Below are 26,998 nucleotides of genomic sequence, written 5' to 3'. Positions count from 1 at the left end.
TGCCGAGCTCTGCACAGGCAGCCTGCAGGCGGGCCCCTGCGGCGCGGGCTTCATCGATCAGCTGTACGGCGTCCTGGCGATCTGAAGTGCTGATCATTCGTCCTCGTCCCCCCAGATCGCTCGGGCCTTTTTTCTCAACGCCAGCAGCGCAGCGGTTTCCGCGAGAGCAGCCTCCTTGCGGCGGAGCTCACGTTTGAGCTTCTTGTTCTCCTGGCGCTCCGCCTTGCGGGCTTCACTCTGCTGCTTCGAAGCGGCATCGCTCCGGTCGTTGGCACCTTCGCAGCTCGCCCGCCAGCGCTGGATCTGCTCGGGATAGAGGCCCCGCTGCCGGCAGTACTCGGCACGCTCGGCCTCGCTGAGGGCTGCCGTTTCCAGTACGGCGTGGAACTTGTCCTGCGAGCTCCAGCCCTCGGGATCATCACTCTGGTCCGGCAGGAGGCGGCCTGCTTGCCGAGCCTTCTTGCGCCAGGTGTACAGCGTTGCCGCGGAGATGCCTTCTTCCTGGGCCACCTCAGCCACCGTGCGGTTATGCGGCGGGAGCAGCTTCTTGAGGATGGCTTCCCGGCGCTCGTCGGAGTACTTCATCGGAACCTCGTCACGCCCCACATCGTTCAGAGTCTAACAGCCGCTGAGGCTCCAACTAGCTTGACAGTGGGGGAGGGTCTTGAACAGCATCTCGCCGGCGATGAAGGTCAGCGCCACGCCAGCGACTGCACCCAGCATGGCGGCTCGCGGCAGGTGGTACTGCACCCAGCGGCCGATCAGGCTGATCGCCGCCTCGATGGCGCCGCTGATGAAGCAGGCGGCCACCGCCACCTTCCAGGCCAGGTCGGCGTCGCCGGTCAGCTGCTTGGCGGGCAGCAGCACGCCGAACAGGAAGACGAACATCACCGGGGTGGAGATGCCGTAGGAGAGGGCGGTGACGTCGGCGCGGTTCTCCTTGCGGGCCAGCCGCGCCGCGCTCCAGGCGTAATAGAAATTGCCCACCATCACCGCCACCGCGGCGCCGGGCAGCACCTGGCCGAAGACGATGGAGGCCGGGAAGCCCATGCCGAGCATGGTGATGGCGATGATGACGAAGTTGGCGATGTTGTTCTGGAACAGCGCGAAGAAGGCGTCGGTGTCCTCCTTCCTGTACCAGGGGTAGTGTACCGGGGTGCCGACAGGGGATGCCGCCATGGGGAGCCTCTTGCTGTTGGGGTGATTGTGTACAAGGCAGGTGTCAGTCTGTATGTGATCTGACTGATCGGTCAAGACCGGCGCTGCCTGGAGGTGGCCCGGGGCGCCCGTGTCCCCGGCGGCTGATGCAGCGAAAAAACGGCCAGCATTCTACCCGAAACGAAGACGCCCGGGCAGGGCCCGGGCGTCGACATGGCTGGCGGTGCGCTGCGATCAGTTGACCGCGGCGACGGCCTTGGCCAGGTAGGGAAGGTTCTCGTGGGAGAAGCCGGCCACGTTGGCGCGGCCGGAGCGCACCATGTAGATGCCGAATTCGTCGCGCAGGCGGTCGACCTGCTCCGGCGTCAGGCCGGTGTAGCTGAACATGCCGCGCTGCTCGGCGATGTGCGCATATTTCTGGTCCAGGCCGTAGGGCTTGAGGGCCTCGACGAAGTCGCGACGCAGGGTGTTGATGCGATCGCGCATCTCGGTGAGCTCCTCGCGCCACAGCGCGGACAGCTCAGCGGAGTGCAGGATCTCGCTGACGATGGCGCCGCCATGGGCCGGCGGGTTGGAGTAGTTCTCGCGGGCCACGATGGCGATCTGGGAGCGCACGTTCTCCATCTGCTCGGCGTTCTTCGCCACCATGATCAGGCAGCCGGTGCGCTCGCAGTAGATGCCGAAGTTCTTCGAGCAGGAGCTGGTGATGATCACCTCGTCGAGGCTCTCGGCCAGCAGGCGCACCGCGTAGGCGTCCTCGTCGAGGCCCTCGCCGAAGCCCTGGTAGGCGAAGTCCACCAGCGGCAGCAGGTTGCGCTCGCGCAGCACCTCGAGGACCGACTGCCACTGCGCCCGGGAGAGGTCGAAGCCGGTGGGGTTGTGGCAGCAGGCGTGCAGCACCACCACGTGCCCCTCGGGGATCTGCTTCAGGGCGGCCAGCATGCCGTCGAAGTCGAGGCGGTTCTCGGCGTCCACGTAGGGGTACTTGTGCAGTTCGATGCCCGCGGCGGTGAAGATGCCGTGGTGGTTCGGCCAGGTCGGGTCGGAGACCCAGATACCCTTGCCGGGCAGCTCCTTGGCGATGAAGTCCGCCGCCAGGCGCAGGGCGCCGGTGCCCCCGGGGGACTGGGTGGCGCTGGCGCGGCCGGCCTCGAGCACCGGCGAGCCCTCGCCCAGCACCATGGGCAGGACCACCGCGCCATACTCCGGTGCCCCGTGGGAGCCGATATAGGTCTTGGTGGTCTCGTTCTTGAGCAGCAGGGCCTCGGCTTCCTTGACGGCGCGCATCACCGGGGTGTTGCCCTGGGCGTCCTTGTAGACGCCGACGCCGAGATCGACCTTCTGGGGGTTGGTGTCCTTCTTGAAGGCCTCGATCAGACCGAGGATGGCGTCCCCGGGAACCCGCTCAATGTGTTCGAACATTTATTTCGCTACCTCGTCGGTTCTGGCGGCAAGAATGAAGTCGTTCCTGTGCAGCCCCTTGATCTTGTGGGACCACCAGGTCACGGTCACCTTGCCGTACTCGGTGAGGATCGCGGGATGGTGGTCTGCCCGTTCGGCGATCTCGCCGACACGGATGGTGAAATCCAGGGCCTGCACGAAATCCTTGAACGTGAAGGTTCGTTCAAGCTGCATGATGCCATCGCGCTCGACGATCTGCCACTCGGGCACCTGCTGGCGGTACTCGGCGATCTCGTCGTCGGTGACCGTCGGGGCATCGACGCGGCAGGCCTCGCACTGCAGTTCGCTGAGTTGGCTCATGATACCTCCTGGCTGTTGTCATGAAGGAAGGCTCGGTAACTCCTGCCTCGAAAGGTCGTGCAGGGAATCGGCAGCGTCAAGCCGGCAAGGGCGGCATTGAGTCGCCCGGGGTGTCACGTTATCTTGACGGTCGAGCCATGGCGGCACACTGCCACTTCCCTGGCCGCCGTGCCCCAAGAGACACCTATCATGCGCCTGAGGTTTCACTGCCAGAATCGCATCGGCATCCTGCGCGATATCGTCGCCCACTTCGCCCACTATGGCCTCAATGTGGCCCGGGGCGAGGTGGGCGGTGAGCACGGTAACGCCATCTACCTGCATGTGCCCCACCTGCTGCATGCCCAGCTGGCCACGCTGAAACCCGAGCTCGAGTCGGTACCCGGGGTGTTCGGCGTGCGTCGGGTCAACCTGATGCCCAGCGAACGGCGCCACCTGGAGCTCGATGCCCTGCTCTCCTCGCTGACCGATCCGGTGATGTCCATCGACATGGAGGGGCATGTGGTGGCGGCCAACCGCGCGGCCGGGCAGCTGCTCGGCGTGCGAGTCGACGAGGTGCCGGGCCTCTCCCTGGACCGCTACCTGCCCGACCTCGACCTGCCGGCGCTGATCCGGCGGCACAATGCCCGGGTCAACGGCCTGCGGCTGCGCCTGCGCGAGCGCACCTTCCTGGCCGATATCGCCCCGCTGCACCGCGAGCACCAGGACGATGTGGCCTCGCTGGCCGGGGCCGTGGTGACCCTGCATCAGGCCGAGCGCATCGGTGAGCGAATCTACCAGGTGCAGCGCCAAGAGCTGCGCGGCTTCGAGGCGATCTTTCAGGCCAGTCCCGCGCTCGAGGCCCTGACCCGCGAGGCCCGGCGCATGGCTCCCCTGGATGCGCCCCTGCTGATCCAGGGCGAGACCGGCACGGGCAAGGAGCTGCTGGCGCGGGCCTGCCACCTGGCGAGTCCGCGGGGGCAGGCCCCCTTCATGGCGCTCAACTGTGCCGGGCTGCCGGAATCCATGGCCGAGACCGAGCTGTTCGGCTACGCGCCCGGGGCCTTCGAGGGAGCCCGCCCCGAGGGCAAGCTCGGCCTGCTGGAGCTGACCGCCGGGGGCACCATCTTCCTCGACGAGGTGGGCGAGATGAGCCCGCGGCTGCAGGTCAAGCTGCTGCGCTTCCTGCAGGATGGCGGCTTCCGGCGGGTGGGCAGCGACGAGGAGACGTGGCTCGACGTGCGCGTGATCTGCGCGACCCAGCAGGACCTGCCGCGGCTGTGTGCCGAGGGGCGCTTCCGCCAGGATCTCTTCCATCGCCTCAACGTCCTCTCCCTGATGGTGCCGCCGCTGCGGGATTGCCGCGACGGCATCCCCGCCCTGGCCGAGCACTTCGTCGATCGTGCGGCTCGCCAGATCGGCTGCGAGCTGCCGGCCCTCTCGGGCGCGGCCCTGGCTCGACTGGGCGCCTACTCCTGGCCGGGCAATGTCCGCCAGCTGGAGAACGTGCTCTTCCAGGCCGTCTCGCTGTGCGAGGGCGGGGTCATCGACCCCGGGCACCTGCGCCTGCCCGATGCCGGTGAGGCCGCGTGCCTGGCCGGCCTCCCCCTCGAGGGGTCGCTGGCCGAGATCCTCGGCGAGGTGGAGCGGCGGGTGCTCGAGTCGCTCTATCCGCAGCACCCCCTCGAGTCGCCAGCTCGCCCGGCGACTGGGGGTCTCCCATACCACCATTGCCAACAAGCTGAGGCGCCACGGGATCGGCGGGGAGGGAGCGTGAAGCAGCGCCTGTCCCGGGAAGGCCTGCCATCCGCGGCCCTGCCCCTCTGGCTCAAGCTTGCCTTCACCGGCTGGATCGTCGCCTGGGCGCCCACCTTCTGGCTCCTGCTGGGGCCCCAGAACTACTTCTGGCTGTGCAACCTGGCCAACTTCCTGCTGCTGGTCGGCCTGTGGCGGGAGAGCCGCCTGCTGCTCTCCATGCAGTGGCTGGCGGTGGCCGTGGTCGGGACGCTGTGGGCGCTGGACGTGGGCACGGCGGCCCTGACCGGCTGGCACCCCATCGGTGGCACCGAGTACATGTTCGATGCGGGCCAGCCGCTGCTGACCCGGTTGCTGTCCCTCTATCACCTGATCCTGCCACCGGTGGCGGGGCTTGCGGTGTGGCGGCTGGGCTATGACCGGCGGGCGCTGGCCTGCCAGGCCGGGCTGACCTGGCTGGTGGTGCCGGCGAGCTTCCTGTTGACCGACCCCCAGCGCAACATCAACTGGGTGCAGGGCCCCTTCGGCAGCGAGCCACAGACGCTGCTGGACCCGCTGCTCTACCTGGTCGCGCTGATGGGCCTCTGGCCCGTGCTGCTCTACCTGCCCGTGCACCTGCTGATGCGCCGGCTGCAGCGCCGGGGCCTACTGCGTTGACGAGTTCGCGCCATGCGCTGCCAGCCACTCGCGGACCTCGGCATAGGGGTAGCCCTCCAGGGCCGCGAAGCCCGGCAGCTGCCGCGCCTTGAGGCGGGTGAACAGCGGCGTGGTGATGCCGCACAGGAAGCGGGCCAGCAGGTCCGGGGTCTCGGGGTGTCCCTCGCCCTGGGTGGCCAGGCGCGTCCTGAGGTCGCCGACCAGTTCGTCCGGGTGGCGGTCTTCCAGCGAGGGCAGGGCCGGCCCCGACGGCAGCCGTGCGGCCTGGCCGCGACAGGCGGAACAGTGCCCGCACTGCTCGGGGGCTCGGTCGTCGCCGAACCACTCGGCCAGGCGGCGACTCAGGCAGCGGTCACTCTCGAAGAGCTCGAGCATGGCGTGCAGCCGGGCGATCTCCGCCGCCTCCTTGTCGCGAAAATAGCCGTGGAGCTCGTCGGTCAGCGCCTCGGGGTCGACGTCGGCCGACATGACCTCGTAGACCTCGGTGAGTTGCCGACTCTGCAGTTCCATCCAGCCCTTGTCGACGAAGTAGTCCAGGGCAGTGATCACCCTGGCGCGTGCGGTATCGAGGCCGCGCTCCCGGCCCAGGGCCTCCAGCGCGGCGAAATCCAGCTCGTGCCAGGTGCGAGCCCGGGTGGCGGCGTCGAGGATCGCCTGGACGAAGGTCCGGCGCTCGCCCTGGAAGCGGGCCACCAGGGCCTCCGGCTCCTCGAGCAGCTTGAAGCGATAGTCGGCGAAGTAGGCGTGGCGAGGCTGGATGATGCCGCGCAGCTCCAGCTGCACCAGCAGGGTCTTGAGCGGCAGGGGCCGGATGTTGGCGTGCTGGGAGAGCGGCGTGAGCAGCAGCTCCCAGCGCGACCCGGCGGCGCGCAGCTCGTCGATCACCCGGCGGATGCCGTGGCGCTCCGGGGTGTCGCCGTAGACGAAGGTCTCCAGCACGCCGAGGGTGTCGCGCCCGGCCAGCATCAGGCACTCCGAGGGCCGGCCGTCGCGGCCCGCCCGGCCGATCTCCTGGCTGTAGTTCTCGATGGACTTGGGCAGGTCGAAGTGCACCACGGCGCGGATATCGGCCTTGTCGATGCCCATGCCGAAGGCGATGGTGGCGACGATGCAGGAGGTCTCCCCGGCCATGAAGTCGCGCTGGATCGCCTCGCGCCTGCCGGCCTCGAGCCCGGCGTGGTAGGCCGTGGCGCTGATGCCGGCCTTGCTAAGATAGGCGGCGAGGCGCTCGGCGGTCTGCTGCAGGGTGACGTAGACGATGGTGGGGGAGGGGGCGTTCGCCTGGCGCGGCTTGAGCCAGGCGGCCAGGGCGCGGGGGCGGGCATCGGCGGCCACCGGCGCCACCGTCAGGTCGAGGTTCTCCCGGTAGAAGCCGGTGGCGGTGACATCGGCGGCCGCGATCGCGAAGCGGCGGCGCATGTCCTCGATCACCCTTGGGGTGGCCGTGGCGGTGAGCAGCAGCGCCTGGGGGATGCCGAACTCGCGCTGGTAGTCGGGCAACTTCAGGTAGTCCGGGCGGAAGTTGTGGCCCCATTCCGAGATGCAGTGGGCCTCGTCCACCACCATCAGCGAGATGGGGATCCGGCGGATGAAGGCGCGGAAGCGCTCGTTCTTGAGGCGTTCCACCGAGATCATCAGGATGCGGATCTCGCCGCGCTCGACGCCGGCCATGACCGCCGCAGCCTCCTCGCGTCCCTGGCCGGAGTCGATGCTGGCGGCGCGGATGCCGTGGCGCTCGAGGAAGGCGAGCTGGTCCTGCATCAGCGCCAGCAGCGGCGAGATCACCAGGGTCAGGTGGGGCAGGTGCAGGGCGGGCAGCTGGTAGCAGAGCGACTTGCCCGAACCGGTGGGGAAGATGGCCGCCGCCGAGCGACCGGCCACCACGGCCTCGATCACGGGGCGCTGGCCGGGGCGGAAATCGGGGTAGCCGAAGACCTGCTGGAGGGTCTGCTGGATCATGGCGTGGCGCTCCCTGCCGGGTTGGGGTACTGGTTGGCTGTCCAGTGTAGCCGCCGGGCGGCTCCCTGTCCCGTGGGTTGGCGCGGCGTCATCGCGGCTGGCTACACTTCAGCAGATCACCGGCGCCCGCCGGTGCCAACGGGAGGGGCTGCCATGTCGCTGGTCCAGCATGCCGTGGAGGTGTCTACCGCCGGTGTCCGCCTGGAGGGCGACCTGCTGCTGCCCGAGGCCGCCGCGGGTATCGTGGTGTTTGCCCATGGCAGCGGCAGCAGCCGGTTCAGCGTGCGCAACCGCCGGGTGGCCCTGCACCTGGCCCAGCAGGGGCTGGCCACCCTGCTGTTCGACCTGCTGACGGCGGAGGAGAGCCTGATCGACGAGCAGACCCGTGCCTTGCGCTTCGATATCCCGCTGATCGGATCCCGCATGACCGGGGCCGTGGACTGGGTGGCGGAGCAGCCACTCACCCGTGGCCTGCCCATCGGCCTGTTCGGCGCCAGCACCGGCGCGGCGGCGGCGCTGGTCGCGGCGGCCCGCCGGCCGGAACGCGTCGGGGCGGTGGTCTCACGGGGTGGGCGGCCGGATCTGGCCGATGAGGCCCTGCCCGAAGTACGGGCGCCGACCCTGCTGCTGGTGGGTGGCCGGGATGGCCAGGTGATCACACTGAACGAGGCGGCCATGGCGCGCATGAGCTGCGCCTGCGAACTGCTGATTGTGCCCGGTGCCACGCACCTCTTCGAGGAGCCCGGCACTTTGGAGACGGTGGAGGCGAAGGCGGCGAGGTGGTTCCTACGGCATCTGGCCGGGCGCCCCGACGCCTCCTAGTCCATGGCGATGACCCGGTTCCTGCCGCCACGCTTGGCAGCGTAGAGGTGGAGGTCGGCGCGGGCGATCAGGGCGTCGCGACTGTCGCCGATCCGATGTTCGGCGATGCCGATGCTGACCGTCACCGGCGTGCCCTCGAGCCCGAAGTCGTGCTGGGCGATGCGCCGACGAAGCCGCTCGGCGAGGCCATGGCAGCGCGACTGGGGCGTCAGCGGCAGCAGCAGGGCAAACTCCTCGCCGCCGAGCCGCGCCACCAGGTCCTCCTCGCGCAGTGCCTGGCGGCAGGTCTCCGCCAGGGACTTGAGCACCTCGTCGCCCTGCAGGTGCCCATGGGTGTCGTTGATCCGCTTGAAGTGGTCGATGTCGAGCATCATCAGCGACAGTGGCGTACCGTGCCGGTTGCTCAGCGAGATCTCCTCGTCCAGCCGGTCCATCAGCTTGCGACGGTTGGCGCTGCCGGTCAGGTCATCGGTGTCGGAGAGACGGCGCAGGCGAGCCTCCTCGGCGACCTGCTCGGAGACATCGAGCAGCATGCCGTGCCAGAGCACGCCGGTCGCGACCGGGCCGGGCTGGGCCCGCATGGCGATCCAGCTCACGCCATGTCCCTTGACGCGCAGCCGGAACTTGGTAGCGATGGGGGTCATGCCGTTGACGGAACGCTCGATGGCCGCCATCAGCCGGGGGAAGTCGGCGTCGTCGAGGCGTTCGAGGGCGGGCCTGGCATCCTCGGCAAGCCGCTCCGGAGAGATGCCGATCAGGCGGAGTCCGCTGCCGGCCAGATAGGGGAAGTGCAGGTGGCCGTCATGACGACGGTGCAACTGGAAGATCACGCCGGGCAGGCGGTCGGCCAGTTCGGCCGGTATGCCGGCGGCTGCCATTCCCCCACCCGGCATGACATGTCGTGACGTCATGCGGGTGTCCTATGTTCCCTGCTGCGTACAGGTCTGTTCTCGTTATTCGCCCCCGCCATGGCTGTTCGGCGGGCGCTGGGCTTCTGCCCTTATTAAGCGCTTCATGATACGCCGTCTGACCCGTCAGTCATATCCTTCCAGCGGTGTAGGACATCGCCGACAAGGGCGGCTGAGGCCTGGCATCGTTCAGGGGCGCGCGGCCATGCGAGCTGATGCATCCGCCGTTGCGGTTCGGTGGGGGAAGGAAGGGATCAGCGCGGGGCGTCGTAGCGGCCGCGGCGGCCGCGAGAGAAGACCACCTGCCAGAGCTGGAGGTCCCGTGAGCGGAAGGCGCCGGCGCAGACCGACAGGTAGTAGCGGAACATCCGCCGGGTGCGCTCGTTGTAGTTCGCCGCCACCTCGTTCCAGCGGGCGTCGAAGTTCTCGAGCCAGGCCATCAGGGTGGGGTCGTAGTCGGGGCCGAGGTTCTGCCAGTCCTCCATCAGCAGGAAGTCCTCGCTGGCCCTTGCGATGTGCATGGCCGAGGGCAGCACCCCGTTGGGGAAGATGTACTTGTTCACCCAGGGGTCGGCGCTGATCTCCGAGCTGTTGGAGCCGATGGTATGCAGCAGGAGGAGTCCCGTCTCGTCGAGGAGCCGCTCGATGGTCTGGAAGTAGGTGGCGTAGTTGCGGTGCCCCACATGCTCGAACATGCCGATGGAGACCACGCGGTCGTAGTGCCCTTCCAGGTCGCGGTAGTCCTGCAGCCGGATCTCCACGGGCAGCCCGTGGCAGCGCTGCCGGGCGAGTTCCGCCTGTTCCCGGGAGATGGTGATGCCGGTCACCTCGACGCCGTGATGGCGGGCGGCATGCTCGGCGAAGCTTCCCCAGCCGCAGCCGATATCCAGCACCCGCATGCCAGGGCTGAGCTGGAGCTTGCGGCAGGCGAGCTCCAGCTTGGCCAGCTGCGCCTGGTGGAGCGTCTCGGCCTGCTTCCAGTAGCCGCAGGAGTAGCACATGGTGGGGTCGAGCATCCGCTCGAAGAGGTCATTGCCGAGGTCATAATGGGCCTCGCCGACGATGTAGGCGCGCGCCTTGCTCTGCAGGTTGAAGAAGCCGGACTGCAGGCGATACTTCAGCCGCTCGGTGGTCGTGTGGGCACGCTCGCCGAGGCCGTGGCGCAGCAGCCGGCAGGCCATCTCGTCGATCCGCTCGCACTCCCACCAGCCATCCATGTAGGCCTCGCCCAGGCCGAGCGTGCCCTGGCGCAGCACCCGGGAGAAGAACTCCGGGTGGTAGATCCGCAGGTCCTGGGGGGCGTCGCCGTTGAGGGCGACACCGGAACCCTCGAGCAGCTGCTGGATGACATGGCGGGCGCGGGTGTCGGGCAGGGCGATGGGGCCGATGCGGGTGTCACTGGTCATGGAGTCCTCCTGGTCCAGCAGGTCTGTCGCGTCCTCTATGGCTGGTGCCGCCGCCGGAGGGTACGCTCGGTGCCCCTGCGCGGTTAACCTTGAGCATAGACCAGCCAAAAAGACGGGGAGAAATGCCTCCCCCTGTCGTCACCTGCCATCCGGCAAAGGAGTCAACGCCATGCACGTCATCATCGATCTCTGCGTCGTCCCGCTGGGCGTGGGCGTCTCGGTCTCGCCGCAGATCGCCGCCTGCCAGGAGGTGATCCGGGCCTCGGGGCTCGAGCACCGCATGCACGCCTACGGCACCAATCTCGAGGGTCCCTGGGACGAGGTGATGGCGGTGGTCAAGCGCTGTCACGAGGTGGTGCACGAGATGGGGGCGCCTCGCATCACCACCACGATCAAGCTCGGCACCCGCACCGACCGGGAGCAGCACATGGATGACAAGGTGGCCAGCGTGGAGGCGCTGCTCGGCGGCGAGTCCTCCTAGGGCGTTCCGGCGCCGCATGACGAGGCGATCCTGTGTCAGGCTTTCGTGACGGGGTGTCAGGATTTCTTGCCACTTCCGTGGCGACATCGCTGAGGCGGAGAGGGTATGTAAGGAAAACGTTACGCCAGGATGGGGAGGCGCTCGGGGCAGCGGCCCCGGGTGGCCTTGAGAGCGGTTCCGGAGGCGGCCGCGGGGCCCTAGGCTGAGGACAGTTGCAACAGGCGACGACACGTCCACAACAACAACCCCTGGAGACCCGACATGAATGCTCCCGCACACCAGCCTCGCACCTCCCTGGGACCGGCCAACCCCATCGGTACCGATGGCTTCGAGTTCGTCGAGTACACCGCGCCGACCGCCGAAGGCATCGAGGCCCTGCGGCGCCTCTTCCGCCAGATGGGCTTCACCGAGACCCGCCGGCACCGCTCCAAGCAGGTCTTCCTGTTCCAGCAGGAGGGCGTCAACTTCGTGCTCAACGCCGAACCGGGCAGCCACGCCGCCGAGTTCGGTCGCGTGCACGGCCCCAGCGCCTGTGCCATGGCCTGGCGGGTAGCCGATGCCCGGCAGGCCTTCGAGCATGCGGTCGCCAATGGCGCCGAGCCGGTGGAGAACCCGGTCGGTCCCGGCGAGGTGGGAATCCCGGCGGTCAAGGGGATCGGCGGCTCGCTGCTCTACTTCGTCGACAACCGGGTCGATGACCAGGGTCGCACGATCTACGACATCGACTTCGTGGCCCACGAGGGGCGCACGCCGCAGGACAACAGCGTTGGCCTGAAGGTTCTCGACCACCTCACCCACAACGTCGACCGTGGCCAGATGGACGTATGGGCCGATTTCTATACCCGTATCGCCAACTTCCGCGAGAACCGCTACTTCGATATCGAGGGCAAGATGACCGGGCTGCACTCCCGGGCCATGACGGCGCCCTGTGGCAAGATGCACATCCCGATCAACGAGTCCGCGGACGACACCTCCCAGATCGCCGAATTCCTGCGCGAGTACAACGGGGAGGGGATTCAGCACCTCGCCATGGCCACCGATGACATCTACGCCACGGTCCGTGCCCTCAAGGCCAACGGGGTCGCCTTCCTGACCACGCCGGACACCTACTACGAGAAGGTCGACCAGCGGGTGCCGAACCACCAGGAGCGGCTGGAGGACCTGCGCGAGTTGAGCCTGCTGGTGGACGGCGGGCCCGACGAGGGGGTGCTGCTGCAGATCTTCACCGAGACGGTGATCGGGCCGATCTTCTTCGAGATCATCCAGCGCAAGGGCAATGACGGCTTCGGCGAGGGGAATTTCAAGGCCCTGTTCGAATCCATCGAGGAGGACCAGATACGCCGCGGCGTGCTCAAGGCCGACTGATCAACAGGCGTCCCGGGAGCCCGCGAGGGGCTCCCAGGATGCCCTGCGATACCGGACAGACACAACAATAATCCCTTGCCTGACTGCCAAGTCGCCACAGGATCCGTCAGAATAGGCGGCTTTCACCGCCGTAACCTCGTGTCGGCGACGGCAAGGCATCCCTGATCCCTCTGGTGTGAAATGACAACGAACACACAATCCCGTACCCAGTGGCTGGGCCGCTGGGGCTTCGTGCTGGCGGCCACCGGTTCCGCGGTGGGGCTCGGCAACATCTGGAAGTTTCCCTACATGACCGGCGAGTACGGCGGCGGTGCCTTCGTGCTGGTCTACCTGGCCTGCATCCTCGCGGTCGGGGTCCCGGTGATGATGACCGAGATCGCCTTCGGCAGGCGCGGACGCGGCAGCCCCATCGATGCGGTGCGCCGGGTGGTGACCGAGTCGGGCCGCACCTCGGCCTGGTCGCTGCTGGGCTGGATGGCCATGCTGTGCGGCTTCATGATCCTCTCCTTCTACGTGGTGGTGGCCGGCTGGTCCTTCTCCTACCTGTGGAAGATGCTCACCGGCGGCCTGGCCGGCAGCGGGGTGGACGACATGGTGGCGATCTTCGTCGCCAACAACGAGAACCCCTGGAACCTCGGCTTCTGGAGCACCCTGGTGACCCTGGCCACCATGTTCATCGTCGGCCGGGGGGTACAGGCCGGCATCGAGAAGAGCGTCAGCTGGATGATGCCCGGCATGGTGGTGATGCTGCTGGTGCTGATCGTCTACGGCGTCTTCTCCGGCGGCTTCGGGGAGGCGCTGCGCTTCCTGTTCGTCTTCGATGCCGGCAGCCTCTCCAGCGACGGCATGCTGGCGGCGCTGGGGCACGCCTTCTTCACGCTGTCGCTGGCCTCCGGTGCCATCCTCACCTACGGCAGCTACCTGCCGGCCAGGGCCTCCATCGCCCGCACCACCCTGAGCGTGGCGCTGGCCGACACCCTGGTTGCACTGATGGCCGGCCTGGCGATCTTCCCGGTGATCTTCGCCAACGGCATGGACCCGGGCGAGGGGCCGGGGCTGATCTTCATGAGCCTGCCGCTGGCCTTCCAGGCGATGCCGCTGGGGACCCTGTTCGGCATCCTGTTCTTCGTGATGCTCTCCATGGCGGCGCTGACCTCGTCGATCTCCATGGTCGAGGCAACCGTCTCCTGGCTCTGCGACAGCAAGGGGTTCACACGCCGTGCCGCGGCTTGGGGAACCGGCATCGTGCTGTGGCTGATCAGCACCCTGGCCATGCTCTCCTTCAACCTGGGCGCCGACTGGACGCTGGCCGGCAAGCATGCCTTCGACTGGCTGGACTACCTGACCTCGCGCTGGATGATGCCGCTGGGCGGCCTGGGCATGGCGCTGCTGGCCGGCTTCGTGGTCAGAAGCGAGATCTTCCGCGAGGAGCTCGGCCTGTCACCGGCCTGGTATGCGCTCTGGCTGTTCATGGTGCGCTATGTCAGCCCGCTGGGAATCCTGGTGGTGTTCATCGACGCGCTGGGCATCGCCCGGGTCGAGTTCGCCCTGCACTGGCCCTGGCTGCTGGGCGCCCTGGTGGTGCTGACCCTGGCGGGGGAGATGGCCAGCCCGCGCCTGAGGCGTCCCCGCCACGGCTGATCGACACGCTGCCATGCCCTCGACTCGCCCCCGCCGCCGGGGGCGAGCTCGTTCCGGGTGTTCGTTATATCCTTGTGCCCAGCGGCGAGTGGAAAACGCGCCCCTGTTAAATTACCTTGTCGAATAACGAGAAAGTGATTTTTGAGGTTTAAGGAATATGCAGCGCGATTCGCAGCGACACCCGGGCCGGGGGGAGAGGCCCGGCGATCTGCCAGCGGGGACGGCCATGCCCCCTGGCCGGGTCAGCCTGGTGGGGGCCGGTCCCGGCGACCCGGAGCTGCTGACCCTCAAGGCGCTGCGTCGCCTGCAGGCGGCCGAGGTGATCCTGCATGACCGCCTGGTGAGCCAGGAGGTGCTGGCCCTGGCCAACCCCGATGCCTGGCGACTCTATGTCGGCAAGGCGCGTTCCGACCACAGCCTGCCCCAGCAGGACATCAACCGTGCGCTGGTCGACTGGGCCCGCGCGGGCAAGCGGGTGGTGCGCCTCAAGGGCGGGGACCCCTTCATCTTCGGCCGGGGTGGCGAGGAGCTCGAGACCCTGGCCGAGGCGGGGGTCGACTTCGAGGTGATCCCCGGCATCACCGCGGCCTCGGGGTGTGCGGCCTATGCCGGCATCCCCCTGACCCACCGTGACCACGCCCAGTCCGTGCGCTTCATCACCGGCCACCTCAAGAACGGCAGCGCCGACCTGGACTGGCCCGCCCTGGCCAGCCCCGGCCAGACGCTGGTCTTCTACATGGGGCTGCACGGGCTGCCGGAGATCTGTCGCCAGCTGGTCGCGCATGGGCTCGCGCCCGACACCCCGGTGGCCCTGATCGAGCAGGGCAGCACGGCGCGCCAGCGCGTGCACCGCGGCACCCTGGCCGGGATGCCGGCGGCGCTGGGCGGCGAAACCCTCCAGCCGCCCACCCTGATCATCGTCGGTGGCGTGGTGGCCCTCCATGATCGCCTGGCCTGGTTCGATGCCGAACGTGCCATGGCCGAAGGCTGGGACACCGGGCGGCGCGGCTGAGGGCGGATGCCGATCCGCCGGAGGACGTGCGATACTGGGGCTTTCGTCATCGAGTCCACCCCATGCCGTCCCGACCCGCCGACCCCATCGCCGAGGTCAGGCGGCTGCGTCGCCCCCGGGCGCGCCGCCACTGGCTGACCCGCAGCTTCCGCCTCCAGGTGATGCTGCTGGTGGGCGTGCTGCTGGCCGCCATGCTGCTGGCCCAGGGGGCCTACCTCAACCACCGCAAGGCCGAGATCATCGCCGACCAGATGGGCGAGCGTGCCCTGGCGGTGGCGACGTCCGTGGCGGCGATTCCTGAACTGGTCGCGGCCTTCGCCGACGAGGATCCCGCGGCCACCATCCAGCCCATCGCCGAGCGCATCCGTCGCCAGACCGGGGCGCGCTACGTGGTGGTGGGCAATACCGACGGCATCCGCTACTCCCACCCGCTGCCCGAGCGCCTCGGCCTGCCCATGGTCGGCGGTGACAACGACCGTGCCCTGCTGCACGGGGAGTCCTACGTCTCCGAGGCCGTGGGCTCGCTGGGCGAGGCGGTGCGTGGCAAGACGCCGGTGGTCGACGCCGAGGGCAGGATCATCGGCATCGTCTCGGTGGGCTTCATGCTCGACCGGGTCGCCATGGACGTGGGCCGCCATACCAGCCTCGGCTGGTGGCTCGTGGCGGCGATGATCCTGCTGGGCTTCGCCGGCGCCTATGGCTTGTCCCGCCACCTCAAGCGGGTGATCCTGGGGCTGGAGCCCCACGAGATCGCCCGCCTGGCCATGGAGAAGGAGGCCATCCTGCAGTCGATCCACGAGGGCATCCTGGCGGTGAACCGGGAGGGGGCGATCACCCTGGTCAACCAGCAGGCGCGGCGTTTCCTCGACCTGCCGGCCGAGCGCGAGGTGCTGGGGAATCCGATCCACGAGGTGGTCCCCAACTCGCGGCTGCTCGAGGTGCTCGAGCGCGGCGAGCAGCAGTTCGACCAGCAGATGTGGCTGGGCGATCACCCGGTGGTGGTCAACCGGGTGCCGGTGATGCACGGCGGCGAGGTGGAGGGGGCGGTGGCCACCTTCCGCAGCCGTCGCGAGATCGTCGACCTCTCCAATGCGCTCAGCGCCGCCAGCCGCGACGTGGACATGTTGCGCGCCCAGGCCCACGAGTTCTCCAACAAGCTCTATACCATCTCGGGCCTGCTGCAGCTCGGCCGCGTGGCCGATGCGCTGGCGCTGATCCATCAGGAGAGCGAGCGGGCCCAGGCGCAGATGAGCTTCCTGATGGGCCACGTGGCGGATCCGGTGATCAGCGGTACCCTGCTCGGCAAGCTGACCCGCGCCCGCGAGCTCGGGGTGCGGCTGGAGATCGACGACCAGAGCTCGCTTTCCACCCCGCTCACCGCCACCGGCCAGGAGGTGCTGATGACGGTGATCGGCAACCTGCTCGACAACGCCTGCCACGCCGCCCTTCAGGAACGCCGCGACGACGGGGAGGGGGCGAGGGTAAGGCTCTTCTTCACCGACCTCGGCGAACAGCTGCTGATCGAGGTGGAGGACAACGGCCCCGGGGTAGCGGCCGAGCACGTCGAGGCGATCTTCACCGAGGGCTTCTCGACCAAGCCCGGCAAGCACCGCGGCATCGGCCTGGCGCTGGTGGCGCGGCTCTGCCGGGAGCATGGCGGCGCGATCACCCTGGAGGAGAGCGAGCTGGGCGGTGCCTGCTTCACGGTGGTGCTCGACCGTTCGCTGTGCCGCCCCCCGCTGCCCAGCAAGCCCTGAGCGGGACGCGGGCATGCCGACACGACAATCACGACACCAGGGGAGAGCCGATGCGACACGACGGCCATGACGCCGGAGACCGATCCCCCGCGGAGTACGGGGTCCTGATCATCGAGGACGACTTCCGCATCGCCGAGATCCACCGCGCCTTCATCGAGCAGAGCGAGGGCTTCCGCGTGGTGGGCATGGCGCGCTCCGCCGCCGAGGCCCGGGCGCTGCTGGCCCGGGATGCCGAGCGTATCCAGCTGGTGCTGCTCGATGCCTACCTGCCGGACGTGGAGGGGCTGGAGCTTTTGTGGATGCTGCGCCGCGACCACCTGCACATGGACGTGGTGATGGTCACGGCGGCCCGGGAGGTGGATACCATCAGCGAGGCGCTGCGCGGCGGCGTCTTCGACTACCTGATCAAGCCCACCGAGGCCTCGCGCATGGCCCAGATGCTGGCGCGCTTCCGCCGCGAGCGCACGGCCCTGGCGGGCCAGGGGGAGATGAGCCAGGACGAGCTGGATCGCGCCCTGGCCCGGCTGCGGCCGGAGGCCAGGCCGGCCGCGGACTCCCGCAGCCTGCCCAAGGGCATCGACCGGCTGACCCTGGAGGCGGTGGTCGCGGCCATCGAGACCGCCGGGGCCGCGCTCTCCGCCATGCAGGTGGCCCGCCACATCGGCGCCAGCCGCTCCACGGCCCGTCGCTACCTGGAGTTCCTGGTCTCGGTACAGGTGGCCTCCGCCGAGCTGGGCTATGGTGATGTGGGGCGGCCGGAGCGCCGCTACCGGCTGACCGGCGACGCGGGGCCCTGGCGGGGAGAGGGCGGGGCGTGAGCAGAATGAACACAATGACCAGAACGACCTTTTTATCGTTTATGGTCATAAACTTGTGGTGACCGTTCGGCTCTTCTAACGTTCCTGACGCATGCCGGTGCCCCGACGCATCGAGCCGAGACAACAACAGTGAATCGTCCGGAGAACGCCATGACCGTCAAGACCACACGCCTTGCCGCCCTCGTCCTGCCCATCGCCGCCCTGGCCGGCCTGAGTGGCGCCGCCCAGGCCGAGGAGTGGACCCCGACCCGCAATATCGAGTTCATCGCCCCGGCAAACCCCGGCGGCGGCTGGGATACCCTGGTGCGCACTACCTCGCGGGTGATCCAGGAGGAGGGGCTCGCCGAGCGCAGCTTTGCCGCCATCAACGTGCCGGGCGGCGGCGGCGCGGTGGCCTGGGCCCAGATCGCCCGCGACAGCGGCAACCCTCACAAGCTCTTCGCCACCAGCCCGCCGATCATCCTGGTGCCGCTGGCCGGCACCTCGCGCTACGACCACACCGACTTCACCCCGATCGCGCGCCTGATCACCGACTACTCCATCGTGCTGGTGCCGGCCGACTCCGAGTACCAGGACCTCAACGATCTGTTCGCCGCCCTCGAGGCGGACCCGGGCCTGAGCGTCGGCGGCGGCAGTGCCCCGGGCTCCATGGACCATATCTCCATCGCCGGCCTGGCCTCGGCCGCCGGGCTGAACGCCGCCGAGGTGAACTACATCCCCTTCTCCGGGGGCGGCGAGGCCATGACCAGCCTGATGGGCGGCCACGTCGAGGCGGTGATCACCGGGGCGGGCGAGGCGGCCGGCCAGCTCGGCGAGGGCAGCCAGCTGCGCGCCCTGGGGGTCTCGGCACCGGAGCGCATGGGCGGCCCGCTGGCCGAGGTGCCCACCTACCAGGAGCAGGGCATCGACTACACCTTCGACATCTGGCGCGGCGTGATGGGCACCCCCGACATGCCCGCCGAGGCCGTGGCCTACTACGAGGATCTTTTCGCACGGATGCTCGAGACCGACGGCTGGCAGCAGGCCCGTGACCAGCTCGGCTGGCTCGACGCCTACCAGGACAGCGAGGCCTTCGGTGACTTCCTCGACGCCCAGCAGGCGCAGTTCAGCGGCGTGCTCGGCGATCTCGGCCTGCTCGGCGACTGAGCCTCCCTGACCCCGCGATCCCCGCCCGCCCCGTCTCCCCGGGGCGGGCCACCCGACCTCAGCCATTTGGTCCCCCGTCCCGCCTGGGCGGGGGCCGGGAACGATTCCCATGACACGACTCAATTCCAACCAGATCCTGGCGCTGCTCCTGGCGCTGGTGGCACTGGGCTACCTGGCCATGGCCTGGCAGATCCCGGCCTTCCCGCTGCCGCGTCCCATCGACTCCGACCTCTTTCCCAAGGTGCTCGGCTTCACCCTGCTGGGGCTGTCGCTGCTGCTGTTCCTCGAGCGCCCCCAGGCCCAGGACGCACCGCCGGCGCCCGATCCCGAGGAACAGGCCCGGCCGCTGCTGCTGCGCCCCTGGTCCCGGGTGGTGGTCACCGCCCTGGCGATCGCCGCCTATGCGCTGCTGCTGGTGCCGGTGGGCTTCGTGCTGGCCTCCACCCTGCTGGGTGTCGGCCTGACCGCCTACTACGGCTATCGCCGTCACGGGGTCAACCTGGCCGCCATCCTCGGGGTGGTGCTGGCCCTCTACCTGACCATGACCCGGGTCATGGACGTCTACCTGCCCACCGGCGTGCTGCCGTTCTGACCGGCCGGAGAGAGTGATCCCATGGAAGCCCTGAACAACCTGATGTACGGCTTCGGCATCGCGCTGGAGCCCATGAATATCGCCTACGTCTTCTTCGGCGTCTTCGCCGGCACCATCATCGGCATGCTCCCCGGCCTGGGGCCGATCAGCGCGCTGGCGCTGATGATCCCCATCACCTTCGCCATGGAGCCCTCGTCGGGCCTGATCCTGATGGCGGGGGTCTACTATGGCGCGATCTTCGGTGGCTCCACCTCGTCGATCCTGCTCAACGCGCCGGGCGTGGCAGGCACCGTGGCCACCTCCTTCGACGGCTATCCCATGGCCAAGCAGGGCATGGCCGGCAAGGCCCTGGCCATCGCCGCCTATGCCTCCTTCATCGGTGGCACCATCTCCATCGTCTTCCTGATGCTGGTGGCCCCGCTGCTGTCGAAGGTGGCGGTCAGCTTCGGTCCGGCCGAGTACTTCGCCCTCATGGTGCTGGGCCTGACCGCGGTGGTCTCGCTCTCCGACAAGTCGCTGGTCAAGGGGCTGATCGCCGCGGTGGTCGGGGTGATGATCTCGATCATGGGCATCGACCTGCAGACCGGCACCGAGCGCTTCACCTTCGGCTCGGCCCACCTGCTCGACGGCATCGACTTCCTGGTGGTGGCGCTGGGCATCTTCGCCTTGGCCGAGGTGTTCGTCATGCTGCTGCGCGGCGGCGGTGGCAAGGAGCAGCCGCGCAACGCCATCGGCTCGCTCAGGCTGACGCGGGGCGAGGTGAAGGAGATCGCCGGGCCCATCGGCAGAAGCTCGGTGCTGGGCTTCTTCACCGGGGTGCTGCCCGGGGCCGGCGCGACGATCGGCTCCTTCCTCGGCTACAGCATGGAGAAGCGCCTGGCCAAGGACGGCGACACCTTCGGCAAGGGCAACATCAAGGGCGTGGCGGCGCCGGAGTCCGCCAACAACGCCGCCTGTACCGGCTCCTTCGTGCCGCTGCTGACCCTGGGCGTGCCCGGGTCGGGCACCACCGCGGTGCTGCTCGGCGCGCTGCTGGTGATGGGGGTCACCCCCGGGCCGATGATGCTCGAGCAGCGCCCGGACGTGTTCTGGGGGGTGATCGCCAGCATGTACATCGGCAACATCTTCCTGCTGGTGCTGAACCTGCCGCTGATCCCGCTGATCGCCAGGATCCTCGACCTGCCGCGCCCGCTGCTGCTCTCGCTGATCCTGATCTTCTGCATGATCGGCGTCTACGGCATGAGCTTCAGCGTCTTCGACCTGCTGCTGCTGCTCGGCTTCGGCCTGCTGGGCCTGGGCATGCGCCTGTTCGGCTTCCCGGCCGCGCCGCTGATCCTGGCGCTGATCCTCGGCAACATCATGGAGGAGTCCATGCGCCGGGCCCTGCAGATCTCCGGCGGCGACTGGATGATCTTCGTCGAGAAGCCGATCTCCCTGGTGCTGCTGGTCATCGCGCTGCTCTCCCTGGCGCTGCCGCTGGCCAGGAAGGCCCTGCAGCGCGCCCTGGCCTGAGCCTTCGCCTGCCGTGACCCTCGACAGGGGCGCCGCTACCGTCGGCGCCCCTGTTGCATGGTGGGCCGGGAGGTGGCCTCGAGCGCCAGGGCCCCGGTTGCATCGCTCCGGGCCGGGGCGTGCACCGCGGGAGTGCAGCGGGGCGGGCGGTGCGGCAGGCGCGGTGCACGGGACGGCCGCGCCCCCGGGTCTCCTGCACCGGACGGGTGCAGCCCGGCGCCGACGAGCCGCCGGTCCCGTCAAGCAACCTGCTGTTATATCGAATCTTTCGTGGGAATGTCGCCTGATGGCGCAGCCCTTGCTTTGTCTTGTTGCCACACAACAACGACCCCCCCCTCGGGGAGCAAGGAGATTCTCATGACCCTGTCCCATCGCAAGACGCTGCGACTGCGCCCCCTGACCACTGCGCTGCTGACCGCCTCCCTGCTGGGGGCCGGTGGCCAGGCCCTTGCCCAGGAGGATCCCATCAAGGTCGGCATCCTGCACTCGCTCTCCGGCACCATGGCCATCAGCGAGACGGTGCTCAAGGACACCGTGGAGATGCTGGTCGCGAAGCAGAACGAGGAGGGCGGCCTGCTCGGCCGCCAGCTCGAGGCAGTGGTGGTGGACCCGGCCTCCAACTGGCCGCTGTTCGCCGAGCGCGCCCGGGAGCTGCTCGCCCAGCACGAGGTGGACGTGGTCTTCGGCAACTGGACCTCGGTGTCGCGCAAGGCGGTGCTGCCGGTCTTCGAGGAGCTCAACGGCCTGCTCTTCTACCCGGTGCAGTACGAGGGGGAAGAGTCCTCCGAGAACGTCTTCTATACCGGGGCGGCGCCCAACCAGCAGGCCATCCCGGCGGTGAACTACCTGCATGACCAGGTCGGCGTGGAGCGCTGGGTGCTGGCCGGCACCGACTACGTCTATCCGCGCACCACCAACCGCATCCTCGAGGCCTACCTTCAGGAGGAGTTCGGGGTGGCCGAGGAGGACATCCTGGTCAACTACACGCCGTTCGGCCACTCCGACTGGCAGAACATCGTCGCCGAGATCCGCCGCTTCGGCTCCGAGGGCAAGAAGACCGCGGTGGTCTCCACCATCAACGGCGACGCCAACGTGCCCTTCTACCGCGAGCTGGCCAACCAGGGCATCGACGCCGCGGATATCCCGGTGGTGGCCTTCTCGGTGGGCGAGCAGGAGCTGACCGGGATCGACACCGGCCCGCTGGTCGGCCACCTGGCCGCCTGGAACTACTTCATGAGCGTCGACACCGACGCCAACTACGACTTCATCGACGCCTGGATCGAGTGGACCGGCGACGAGGAGGCGGTGACCAACGACCCCATGGAGGCCCACTACATCGGCTTCAACATGTGGGCGGAAGCGGTGCGCAAGGCCGGCACCACCGAGGTGGATGCGGTCAAGGACGCGATCATCGGCGTGGCCGTGCCCAACCTGACCGGCGGCTATGCGGCGATGATGCCCAACCACCACATCACCAAGCCGGTGCTGATCGGCGAGGTCCAGGACAACGGCCAGTTCGACATCGTCTGGCAGACGCCCTCCACCGTGGTCGGCGACGCCTGGTCCGACTACCTGCCGGGGTCCCGCGACCTGATTGCCGACTGGCGCGCCCCGATGCGCTGCGGCAACTACAACGTCGCCAGCGGCTCCTGCGGCGGCAGCACCGCGGCCGAGGAGGCCGAGGCCGCCCTGGCCGAGTAACGCCCTCACCCGCCCCGCCGTCCGGCGGGGCGCACGCCCGCTTGACCCTTTTCGCTTCTCCCTACCGTGAAGGATGAACCCATGAGGCGTCTCCTTTTTTTCTGGCTGCTGTCGCTGCTGGCCGTGCCCCTGGGCGCCCAGGCGCAGCCCTCGGCCGACGACGACTCGGCCGCCATCGCGCTGCTCGAGGCGCTGGACGTCGGTTCCTTTGCCGACAAGGCCGCCGGCATCGAAGCCATCGTGCAGAGCGACGACGAACGGGCCCGCGGCTGGCTGCAGGCCCTGCTCGACGGGCGACTGCAGCGCGCCGACGACGGCCGCTTCGTGGTGGTGCTCGACAACCGCGGCCGCGACTGGCCGGTGGAGGATGCCCTCACCGGCGAGCCGCTCGGCGAGATGTCGCGCCGCGACCTGGACCGCATCGGCATCAACAATGCCCTGCGCAACCAGCTGCGCAGCGCCATCGCCGTGGTGGACCTCTACGCACCGGACCTCACGCTGCGCCGCGCCTCCGCCGAGCGGCTGCTGGGCGAGGTGGACGCCGACCTGGCCGGTCCCCTGGCCGAGGTGATCGAGGGCGAGGAGGACGCCCGGGTACGCCAGCGGCTGAGCCAGGCACTGGCCATCCACCGCCTGGAGCAGGGCGAGGTGGCCGCGGTGGCGGACCTCGAGGGCAGCCTGCATCCTCGCGTGCGGGTGGCACTTGCCCGTGCGGCTTCGGGCGACGACCCGGTGCTGGTTGATGCCGCCCGAAGCGCCCTCAACGGCATCGAGCAGATGATCAAGGTCAACCGCGCCGCCGAGACCCTCTACTTCGGCCTGTCGCTGGGCTCGGTGCTGGTGCTGGCGGCCATCGGCCTGGCCATCACCTTCGGCGTGATGGGGGTGATCAACATGGCCCACGGCGAGCTGATCATGCTCGGCGCCTACACCACCTGGGCCATGCAGCAGCTGCTGCCCGGCCAGCCGGGCCTGGCGCTGGTGCTGTCGGTCCCCGCCGGCTTCCTGGTGGCGGCGCTGGCCGGCATCGCCATCGAGCGCGGGGTGATCCAGTTCCTCAAGGGCCGGCCGCTGGAGACCCTGCTGGCCACCTTCGGCATCAGCCTGATCCTGCAGCAGCTGGTGCGCACGGTGATCTCGCCGCAGAACCGCACGGTGGTCTCGCCGGAGTGGATGAGCGGCTCCATCGCCATCAACGACGCCCTGTCGCTGACGCTCAACCGCATGGTGGTGATCGGCTTCGCCCTGGCGGTGTTCGCCGGCCTGATGCTGATCATGCGCCGCACCCGGCTCGGGCTCGAGGTGCGGGCGGTGACCCAGAATCGCGCCATGGCGCGCTCCATGGGCATCCGCGCGACCCGGGTCGATATCCTCACCTTCGCCCTGGGCTCCGGGGTCGCGGGCCTGGCCGGGGTGGCGCTCTCCCAGCTCACCAACGTCGGGCCCAACCTGGGCCAGAACTACATCATCGACTCCTTCATGGTGGTGGTGTTCGGCGGCGTCGGGAACCTCTGGGGCACCCTGGTGGCGGGCCTGTCGCTGGGCGTGATCAACCAGGTGCTGGAGCCCTGGGCCGGCGCCGTGCTGGCCAAGATCATCGTGCTGGTCTTCATCATCCTGTTCATCCAGAAACGCCCCCGCGGACTCTTTCCGCAGAAGGGCCGCGCGGCGGAGGGCTGACCCATGCAGGCTTCGAGATTCTGGCTGACGCGCCCCTTCGCGGAGCGCTCGACGCAGCTGTTCCTGGCCGTGCTGCTGGCCGCCATGACCCTGGTGACGCTGCTGCATGTGGCCCTGCCCCAGGGCCATCCGCTCCACGTCAACGCCTATACCGTCAACCTCTTCGGCAAGTACCTGAGCTACGCGCTGCTCGCCGTCGCCGTGGACCTGGTGTGGGGCTATCTCGGCATCCTGAGCCTCGGCCACGGCGCCTTCTTCGCCCTGGGCGGCTACGCCATGGGCATGTACCTGATGCGCCAGATCGGCGACCGCGGGGTCTACGGCCACCCGGAGCTGCCGGACTTCATGGTGTTCCTCAACTGGGATGCGCTGCCCTGGTACTGGGCCGGCTTCGACATGGCCTGGTTCGCCTTCCTGATGGTGCTGCTGGCCCCGGGCGCGCTGGCGCTGGTGTTCGGCTTCCTGGCCTTCCGCTCCCGGGTCACCGGGGTCTACCTCTCGATCATCACCCAGGCGCTGACCTTCGCCCTGATGCTGGCCTTCTTCCGCAACGAGATGGGCTTCGGCGGCAACAACGGGCTGACCGACTTCCGCGACATCCTCGGCTTCAACCTGCGCAGTGACCAGACTCGCCTCGGGCTCTTCCTGGCCAGCGGCGTGGCCCTGGCGCTGGGCTATCTGCTGTGCCGCGCCATCGTCGGCAGCAAGCTGGGGCGGGTCTGCGTGGCGACCCGCGATGCCGAGGCGCGCACCCGCTTCCTCGGCTACCGGGTCGAGCGCGTCCAGCTGTTCGTCTTCGTGGTCTCGGCGATGCTGGCGGGGGTCGCCGGCGCCTTGTACGTGCCCCAGGTGGGCATCATCAACCCCAGCGAGTTCTCGCCGCTGTTCTCCATCGAGATCGTGCTCTGGGTGGCGCTGGGCGGGCGCGCGACCCTCTATGGCGCGGTGATCGGGGCGATACTCGTCAACTACGCCAAGACGGTGTTCACCGGGGTGATGCCCGACGCCTGGCTGTTCGCCCTGGGTGGGCTCTTCGTGCTGGTCACGGTGTTCCTGCCGAGGGGCGTGGCCGGCCTGCTCGCCTGGCGGATCAGGCGTCGGCGACGGCCGGATGATGACGAACCCACCGGCAGTGAGGTATCCGCATGAGTCTCCTGAGATCCCTGGCCGACCGCGATCGCGTCTTCGACTTCCTGGTCCCGGCGACCTCGCCGGTGGACGTGCGCCACGGCCCGATCCTCTACCTGGAGGACGTCACGGTGAGCTTCGACGGCTTCAAGGCCATCAACAGGCTCAACCTGACCATCGACGATGGCGAGCTGCGCTGCATCATCGGCCCCAACGGCGCCGGCAAGACCACCATGATGGACATCATCACCGGCAAGACCCGGCCCGACAGCGGCCAGGTGTGGTTCGGCAGCCGCCACGACCTGCTGGCCATGAACGAGCCGGAGATCGCCAGCCTCGGCATCGGGCGCAAGTTCCAGAAGCCCACGGTGTTCGAGGCGCTCTCGGTGTTCGAGAACCTGGAGCTGGCCATGGCCGCCGACAAGCGCATCCTGCCGACACTCACCGCGCGCATGAGCGGGGAGATCCGCGATCGCATCGAGGAGGTGCTGGTCACCATCGGCCTGGCCGAGCTGCGCGCACGGCCGGCGGGCATCCTCTCCCACGGCCAGAAGCAGTGGCTGGAGATCGGCATGCTGCTGATGCAGCGGCCGCGGCTGCTGCTGGTGGACGAGCCGGTGGCCGGCATGACCGAGCAGGAGATGGCGCGCACCGCGGAGCTCCTGACCGGCCTGGCCGGCAAGCAGTCGGTGGTGGTGGTGGAACACGACATGGGCTTCGTGCGCTCCATCGCCCGCCAGGTGACGGTGCTCCACCAGGGCAGCGTGCTGGCCGAGGGCACCATGGACCAGGTGGCCAGTGATCCCCGGGTGGTGGAAGTCTACCTGGGCGCGGAAGACGAGGAGCCGGCCTGATGCTGACCATCGACACGCTCAACCAGTACTACGGCGAGAGCCACACCCTGTGGGACCTGGACCTCGAGGTGCCGGCAGGGGAGTGCACCTGCGTGATGGGCCGCAACGGGGTGGGCAAGACCACCCTGATGAAGGCGATCATGGGCGAGGTGGGCATCGCCTCCGGCAGCATCCGCTTCGCCGACGACGTGGAGCTGACCCGCCAGCGGGTGGAGGCGCGCTCGCGGCTGGGCATCGGCTACGTGCCCCAGGGGCGGCAGATCTTCCCGCTGCTCACCGTGGAGGAGAACCTGCGCACGGGCCTGGCTGCCCGCAGCGATGGCCTGAAGCGCATTCCCGAACGCATCTATGAGCTCTTCCCGGTACTCGAGGAGATGAGGCATCGCCGCGGCGGCGACCTCTCCGGTGGCCAGCAGCAGCAGCTGGCCATCGGCCGGGCGCTGGTGCTCGAGCCGCGCCTGCTGATCCTCGACGAGCCGGGGGAGGGGATCCAGCCCAATATCGTCACCCTGATCGGCGAGGTGATCCGCCGGCTGATCCAGGAGGACGGCCTGACCGTGCTGCTGGTGGAGCAGAAGCTGCCCTTCGCCCGCAAGTACGCCGACCGCTTCGTGATCATGGACCGCGGACGGCCGGTGGCCAGGGGGCCGATCGGCGAGCTGACCGATGCGCTGATCAGGGAGCACTTGACGGTCTAGGCTTGAAGCGCCGAGCGCCGAGCGCCGAGCGCCGAGCATCGAGGCGCCCCCGTGATTCGCAGGTGGCGCCTTGCACCTTTATGGCCTGCCCGCCCGTGCGCCCGCACTCGCGAGGTGCGTGGCGGCCCGCCCTGATGCACCGCGAGAGGGCGAGGGCGCCGCCGGCCTGGCTTCGGGATATATTTCAAATTACTGAATATATTAAGAAAAA

22 protein-coding genes and 1 pseudogene are annotated in these 26,998 nt (G+C 68.8%); 16 read left to right on the top strand and 7 right to left on the bottom strand.

Annotation, left to right across the window (positions count from 1 at the left end):
* Positions 1–93: 93 nt before the first annotated feature.
* The 4 genes and pseudogenes from BDK63_RS10025 to BDK63_RS10010 all read right to left on the bottom strand — a co-directional run bounded on the left by BDK63_RS10025 (position 94) and on the right by BDK63_RS10010 (position 2,919).
* Positions 94–585 carry a transposase gene (locus BDK63_RS10025; protein WP_183331442.1) on the bottom strand — a complete coding sequence of 164 codons (492 nt, stop codon included), beginning with the start codon at positions 583–585 and terminating at the stop codon, positions 94–96.
* A 72-nt stretch (positions 586–657) separates the two neighbouring features.
* Positions 658–1,179 (bottom strand): annotated as a pseudogene (locus BDK63_RS10020) (NCS2 family permease); the annotation flags it as partial.
* A 213-nt stretch (positions 1,180–1,392) separates the two neighbouring features.
* Positions 1,393–2,580: an amino acid aminotransferase gene (locus BDK63_RS10015; RefSeq protein ID WP_183331440.1), complete on the bottom strand. Its 1,188-nt coding sequence runs from the start codon at positions 2,578–2,580 to the stop codon at positions 1,393–1,395.
* A complete protein-coding gene (locus tag BDK63_RS10010; RefSeq protein WP_183331438.1) occupies positions 2,581–2,919 on the bottom strand; it encodes a 4a-hydroxytetrahydrobiopterin dehydratase in 339 nt (112 codons plus the stop codon).
* A gap of 189 nt (positions 2,920–3,108) precedes the next feature.
* On the opposite strand from BDK63_RS10010, the gene BDK63_RS10005 reads away from it, so the two are divergent.
* Positions 3,109–5,307, top strand: a complete 2,199-nt coding sequence (locus BDK63_RS10005; protein WP_343065305.1) for a sigma-54-dependent transcriptional regulator — start codon at positions 3,109–3,111, stop codon at positions 5,305–5,307.
* Here the strand turns inward: BDK63_RS10005 and BDK63_RS09995 are convergent.
* Positions 5,296–7,266, bottom strand: a complete 1,971-nt coding sequence (locus BDK63_RS09995) for a RecQ family ATP-dependent DNA helicase (RefSeq protein WP_221202580.1) — start codon at positions 7,264–7,266, stop codon at positions 5,296–5,298. The genes BDK63_RS10005 and BDK63_RS09995 overlap by 12 nt on opposite strands.
* Before the next feature lie 153 nt (positions 7,267–7,419).
* Here BDK63_RS09995 and BDK63_RS09990 point away from each other — a divergent pair, with 153 nt between their 5' ends.
* A complete protein-coding gene (locus BDK63_RS09990) occupies positions 7,420–8,088 on the top strand; it encodes a dienelactone hydrolase family protein (protein WP_183331434.1) in 669 nt (222 codons plus the stop codon).
* On the opposite strand, the gene BDK63_RS09985 is transcribed toward BDK63_RS09990, so the two are convergent.
* The gene (locus BDK63_RS09985) at positions 8,085–8,999 is read right to left on the bottom strand and encodes a GGDEF domain-containing protein (protein ID WP_183331432.1); all 915 of its coding nucleotides are present in this window, start codon (positions 8,997–8,999) and stop codon (positions 8,085–8,087) included. The genes BDK63_RS09990 and BDK63_RS09985 overlap by 4 nt on opposite strands.
* Before the next feature lie 251 nt (positions 9,000–9,250).
* Positions 9,251–10,402: a cyclopropane fatty acyl phospholipid synthase gene (gene cfa / locus BDK63_RS09980; protein ID WP_183331430.1), complete on the bottom strand. Its 1,152-nt coding sequence runs from the start codon at positions 10,400–10,402 to the stop codon at positions 9,251–9,253.
* A 169-nt stretch (positions 10,403–10,571) separates the two neighbouring features.
* Between cfa and BDK63_RS09975 the strand changes: the two genes are divergently transcribed.
* The 14 genes from BDK63_RS09975 to urtE all read left to right on the top strand — a co-directional run bounded on the left by BDK63_RS09975 (position 10,572) and on the right by urtE (position 26,787).
* Positions 10,572–10,883 (top strand): MTH1187 family thiamine-binding protein, encoded by a 312-nt coding sequence (locus BDK63_RS09975; protein ID WP_183331428.1) that lies wholly within the window; start codon positions 10,572–10,574, stop codon positions 10,881–10,883.
* Between the two features lie 261 nt (positions 10,884–11,144).
* Positions 11,145–12,248 carry a 4-hydroxyphenylpyruvate dioxygenase gene (hppD, locus tag BDK63_RS09970; protein ID WP_183331426.1) on the top strand — a complete coding sequence of 368 codons (1,104 nt, stop codon included), beginning with the start codon at positions 11,145–11,147 and terminating at the stop codon, positions 12,246–12,248.
* Between the two features lie 180 nt (positions 12,249–12,428).
* Complete coding sequence (locus BDK63_RS09965; protein WP_183331424.1) at positions 12,429–13,889, top strand: sodium-dependent transporter; 1,461 nt, start codon at positions 12,429–12,431, stop codon at positions 13,887–13,889.
* A 226-nt stretch (positions 13,890–14,115) separates the two neighbouring features.
* Entirely contained in the window at positions 14,116–14,901 is a 786-nt protein-coding gene (cobA, locus tag BDK63_RS09960) for a uroporphyrinogen-III C-methyltransferase (protein WP_221202579.1), read from the top strand.
* Between the two features lie 62 nt (positions 14,902–14,963).
* Positions 14,964–16,658: an ATP-binding protein gene (locus BDK63_RS09955; protein WP_183331420.1), complete on the top strand. Its 1,695-nt coding sequence runs from the start codon at positions 14,964–14,966 to the stop codon at positions 16,656–16,658.
* A gap of 50 nt (positions 16,659–16,708) precedes the next feature.
* Positions 16,709–17,476, top strand: a complete 768-nt coding sequence (locus BDK63_RS09950; protein WP_183331418.1) for a response regulator — start codon at positions 16,709–16,711, stop codon at positions 17,474–17,476.
* Positions 17,477–17,626: 150 nt separating this feature from the next.
* A complete protein-coding gene (locus tag BDK63_RS09945) occupies positions 17,627–18,622 on the top strand; it encodes a tripartite tricarboxylate transporter substrate binding protein (protein ID WP_183331416.1) in 996 nt (331 codons plus the stop codon).
* A gap of 109 nt (positions 18,623–18,731) precedes the next feature.
* Positions 18,732–19,214, top strand: a complete 483-nt coding sequence (locus BDK63_RS09940) for a tripartite tricarboxylate transporter TctB family protein (protein WP_183331414.1) — start codon at positions 18,732–18,734, stop codon at positions 19,212–19,214.
* Positions 19,215–19,235: 21 nt separating this feature from the next.
* Positions 19,236–20,726: a tripartite tricarboxylate transporter permease gene (locus BDK63_RS09935; RefSeq protein ID WP_183331412.1), complete on the top strand. Its 1,491-nt coding sequence runs from the start codon at positions 19,236–19,238 to the stop codon at positions 20,724–20,726.
* A gap of 357 nt (positions 20,727–21,083) precedes the next feature.
* Positions 21,084–22,427, top strand: coding sequence for an urea ABC transporter substrate-binding protein (gene urtA, locus BDK63_RS09930; protein ID WP_183331410.1), 1,344 nt, complete (start codon positions 21,084–21,086; stop codon positions 22,425–22,427).
* 81 nt (positions 22,428–22,508) lie between these two features.
* On the top strand, positions 22,509–24,107 hold the full coding sequence (urtB, locus tag BDK63_RS09925; RefSeq protein ID WP_183331408.1) for an urea ABC transporter permease subunit UrtB: 1,599 nt from the start codon (positions 22,509–22,511) through the stop codon (positions 24,105–24,107).
* A 3-nt stretch (positions 24,108–24,110) separates the two neighbouring features.
* A complete protein-coding gene (gene urtC, locus BDK63_RS09920) occupies positions 24,111–25,256 on the top strand; it encodes an urea ABC transporter permease subunit UrtC (protein ID WP_183331406.1) in 1,146 nt (381 codons plus the stop codon).
* Complete coding sequence (urtD, locus tag BDK63_RS09915; RefSeq protein ID WP_183331404.1) at positions 25,253–26,089, top strand: urea ABC transporter ATP-binding protein UrtD; 837 nt, start codon at positions 25,253–25,255, stop codon at positions 26,087–26,089. The genes urtC and urtD overlap by 4 nt, the downstream gene beginning before the upstream one ends.
* Positions 26,089–26,787 carry an urea ABC transporter ATP-binding subunit UrtE gene (urtE, locus tag BDK63_RS09910; RefSeq protein WP_183331402.1) on the top strand — a complete coding sequence of 233 codons (699 nt, stop codon included), beginning with the start codon at positions 26,089–26,091 and terminating at the stop codon, positions 26,785–26,787. The genes urtD and urtE overlap by 1 nt, the downstream gene beginning before the upstream one ends.
* Positions 26,788–26,998: the final 211 nt, after the last annotated feature.

Source organism: Halomonas campaniensis (assembly GCF_014193375.1).
Lineage (GTDB): Bacteria > Pseudomonadota > Gammaproteobacteria > Pseudomonadales > Halomonadaceae > Halomonas > Halomonas campaniensis.
This window is presented reverse-complemented; position numbering and strand designations above follow the sequence as displayed.

Bases quoted from the DNA above. Each gene is read 5' to 3' on its own strand.
- urtA (WP_183331410.1), top strand. From the start codon at position 21,084: ATGACCCTGTCCCATCGCAAGACGCTGCGACTGCGCCCCCTGACCACT.
- BDK63_RS09995 (WP_221202580.1), bottom strand. From the start codon at position 7,266: ATGATCCAGCAGACCCTCCAGCAGGTCTTCGGCTACCCCGATTTCCGC.
- BDK63_RS09990 (WP_183331434.1), top strand. From the start codon at position 7,420: ATGTCGCTGGTCCAGCATGCCGTGGAGGTGTCTACCGCCGGTGTCCGC.
- BDK63_RS10010 (WP_183331438.1), bottom strand. From the start codon at position 2,919: ATGAGCCAACTCAGCGAACTGCAGTGCGAGGCCTGCCGCGTCGATGCC.
- urtE (WP_183331402.1), top strand. From the start codon at position 26,089: ATGCTGACCATCGACACGCTCAACCAGTACTACGGCGAGAGCCACACC.
- hppD (WP_183331426.1), top strand. From the start codon at position 11,145: ATGAATGCTCCCGCACACCAGCCTCGCACCTCCCTGGGACCGGCCAAC.
- BDK63_RS10025 (WP_183331442.1), bottom strand. From the start codon at position 585: ATGAAGTACTCCGACGAGCGCCGGGAAGCCATCCTCAAGAAGCTGCTC.
- BDK63_RS09935 (WP_183331412.1), top strand. From the start codon at position 19,236: ATGGAAGCCCTGAACAACCTGATGTACGGCTTCGGCATCGCGCTGGAG.
- BDK63_RS10005 (WP_343065305.1), top strand. From the start codon at position 3,109: ATGCGCCTGAGGTTTCACTGCCAGAATCGCATCGGCATCCTGCGCGAT.
- BDK63_RS09975 (WP_183331428.1), top strand. From the start codon at position 10,572: ATGCACGTCATCATCGATCTCTGCGTCGTCCCGCTGGGCGTGGGCGTC.
- BDK63_RS09955 (WP_183331420.1), top strand. From the start codon at position 14,964: ATGCCGTCCCGACCCGCCGACCCCATCGCCGAGGTCAGGCGGCTGCGT.
- cobA (WP_221202579.1), top strand. From the start codon at position 14,116: ATGCCCCCTGGCCGGGTCAGCCTGGTGGGGGCCGGTCCCGGCGACCCG.
- cfa (WP_183331430.1), bottom strand. From the start codon at position 10,402: ATGACCAGTGACACCCGCATCGGCCCCATCGCCCTGCCCGACACCCGC.
- BDK63_RS09940 (WP_183331414.1), top strand. From the start codon at position 18,732: ATGACACGACTCAATTCCAACCAGATCCTGGCGCTGCTCCTGGCGCTG.
- urtC (WP_183331406.1), top strand. From the start codon at position 24,111: ATGCAGGCTTCGAGATTCTGGCTGACGCGCCCCTTCGCGGAGCGCTCG.
- urtB (WP_183331408.1), top strand. From the start codon at position 22,509: ATGAGGCGTCTCCTTTTTTTCTGGCTGCTGTCGCTGCTGGCCGTGCCC.
- BDK63_RS09985 (WP_183331432.1), bottom strand. From the start codon at position 8,999: ATGACGTCACGACATGTCATGCCGGGTGGGGGAATGGCAGCCGCCGGC.
- BDK63_RS09945 (WP_183331416.1), top strand. From the start codon at position 17,627: ATGACCGTCAAGACCACACGCCTTGCCGCCCTCGTCCTGCCCATCGCC.
- BDK63_RS09950 (WP_183331418.1), top strand. From the start codon at position 16,709: ATGCGACACGACGGCCATGACGCCGGAGACCGATCCCCCGCGGAGTAC.
- BDK63_RS10015 (WP_183331440.1), bottom strand. From the start codon at position 2,580: ATGTTCGAACACATTGAGCGGGTTCCCGGGGACGCCATCCTCGGTCTG.
- urtD (WP_183331404.1), top strand. From the start codon at position 25,253: ATGAGTCTCCTGAGATCCCTGGCCGACCGCGATCGCGTCTTCGACTTC.
- BDK63_RS09965 (WP_183331424.1), top strand. From the start codon at position 12,429: ATGACAACGAACACACAATCCCGTACCCAGTGGCTGGGCCGCTGGGGC.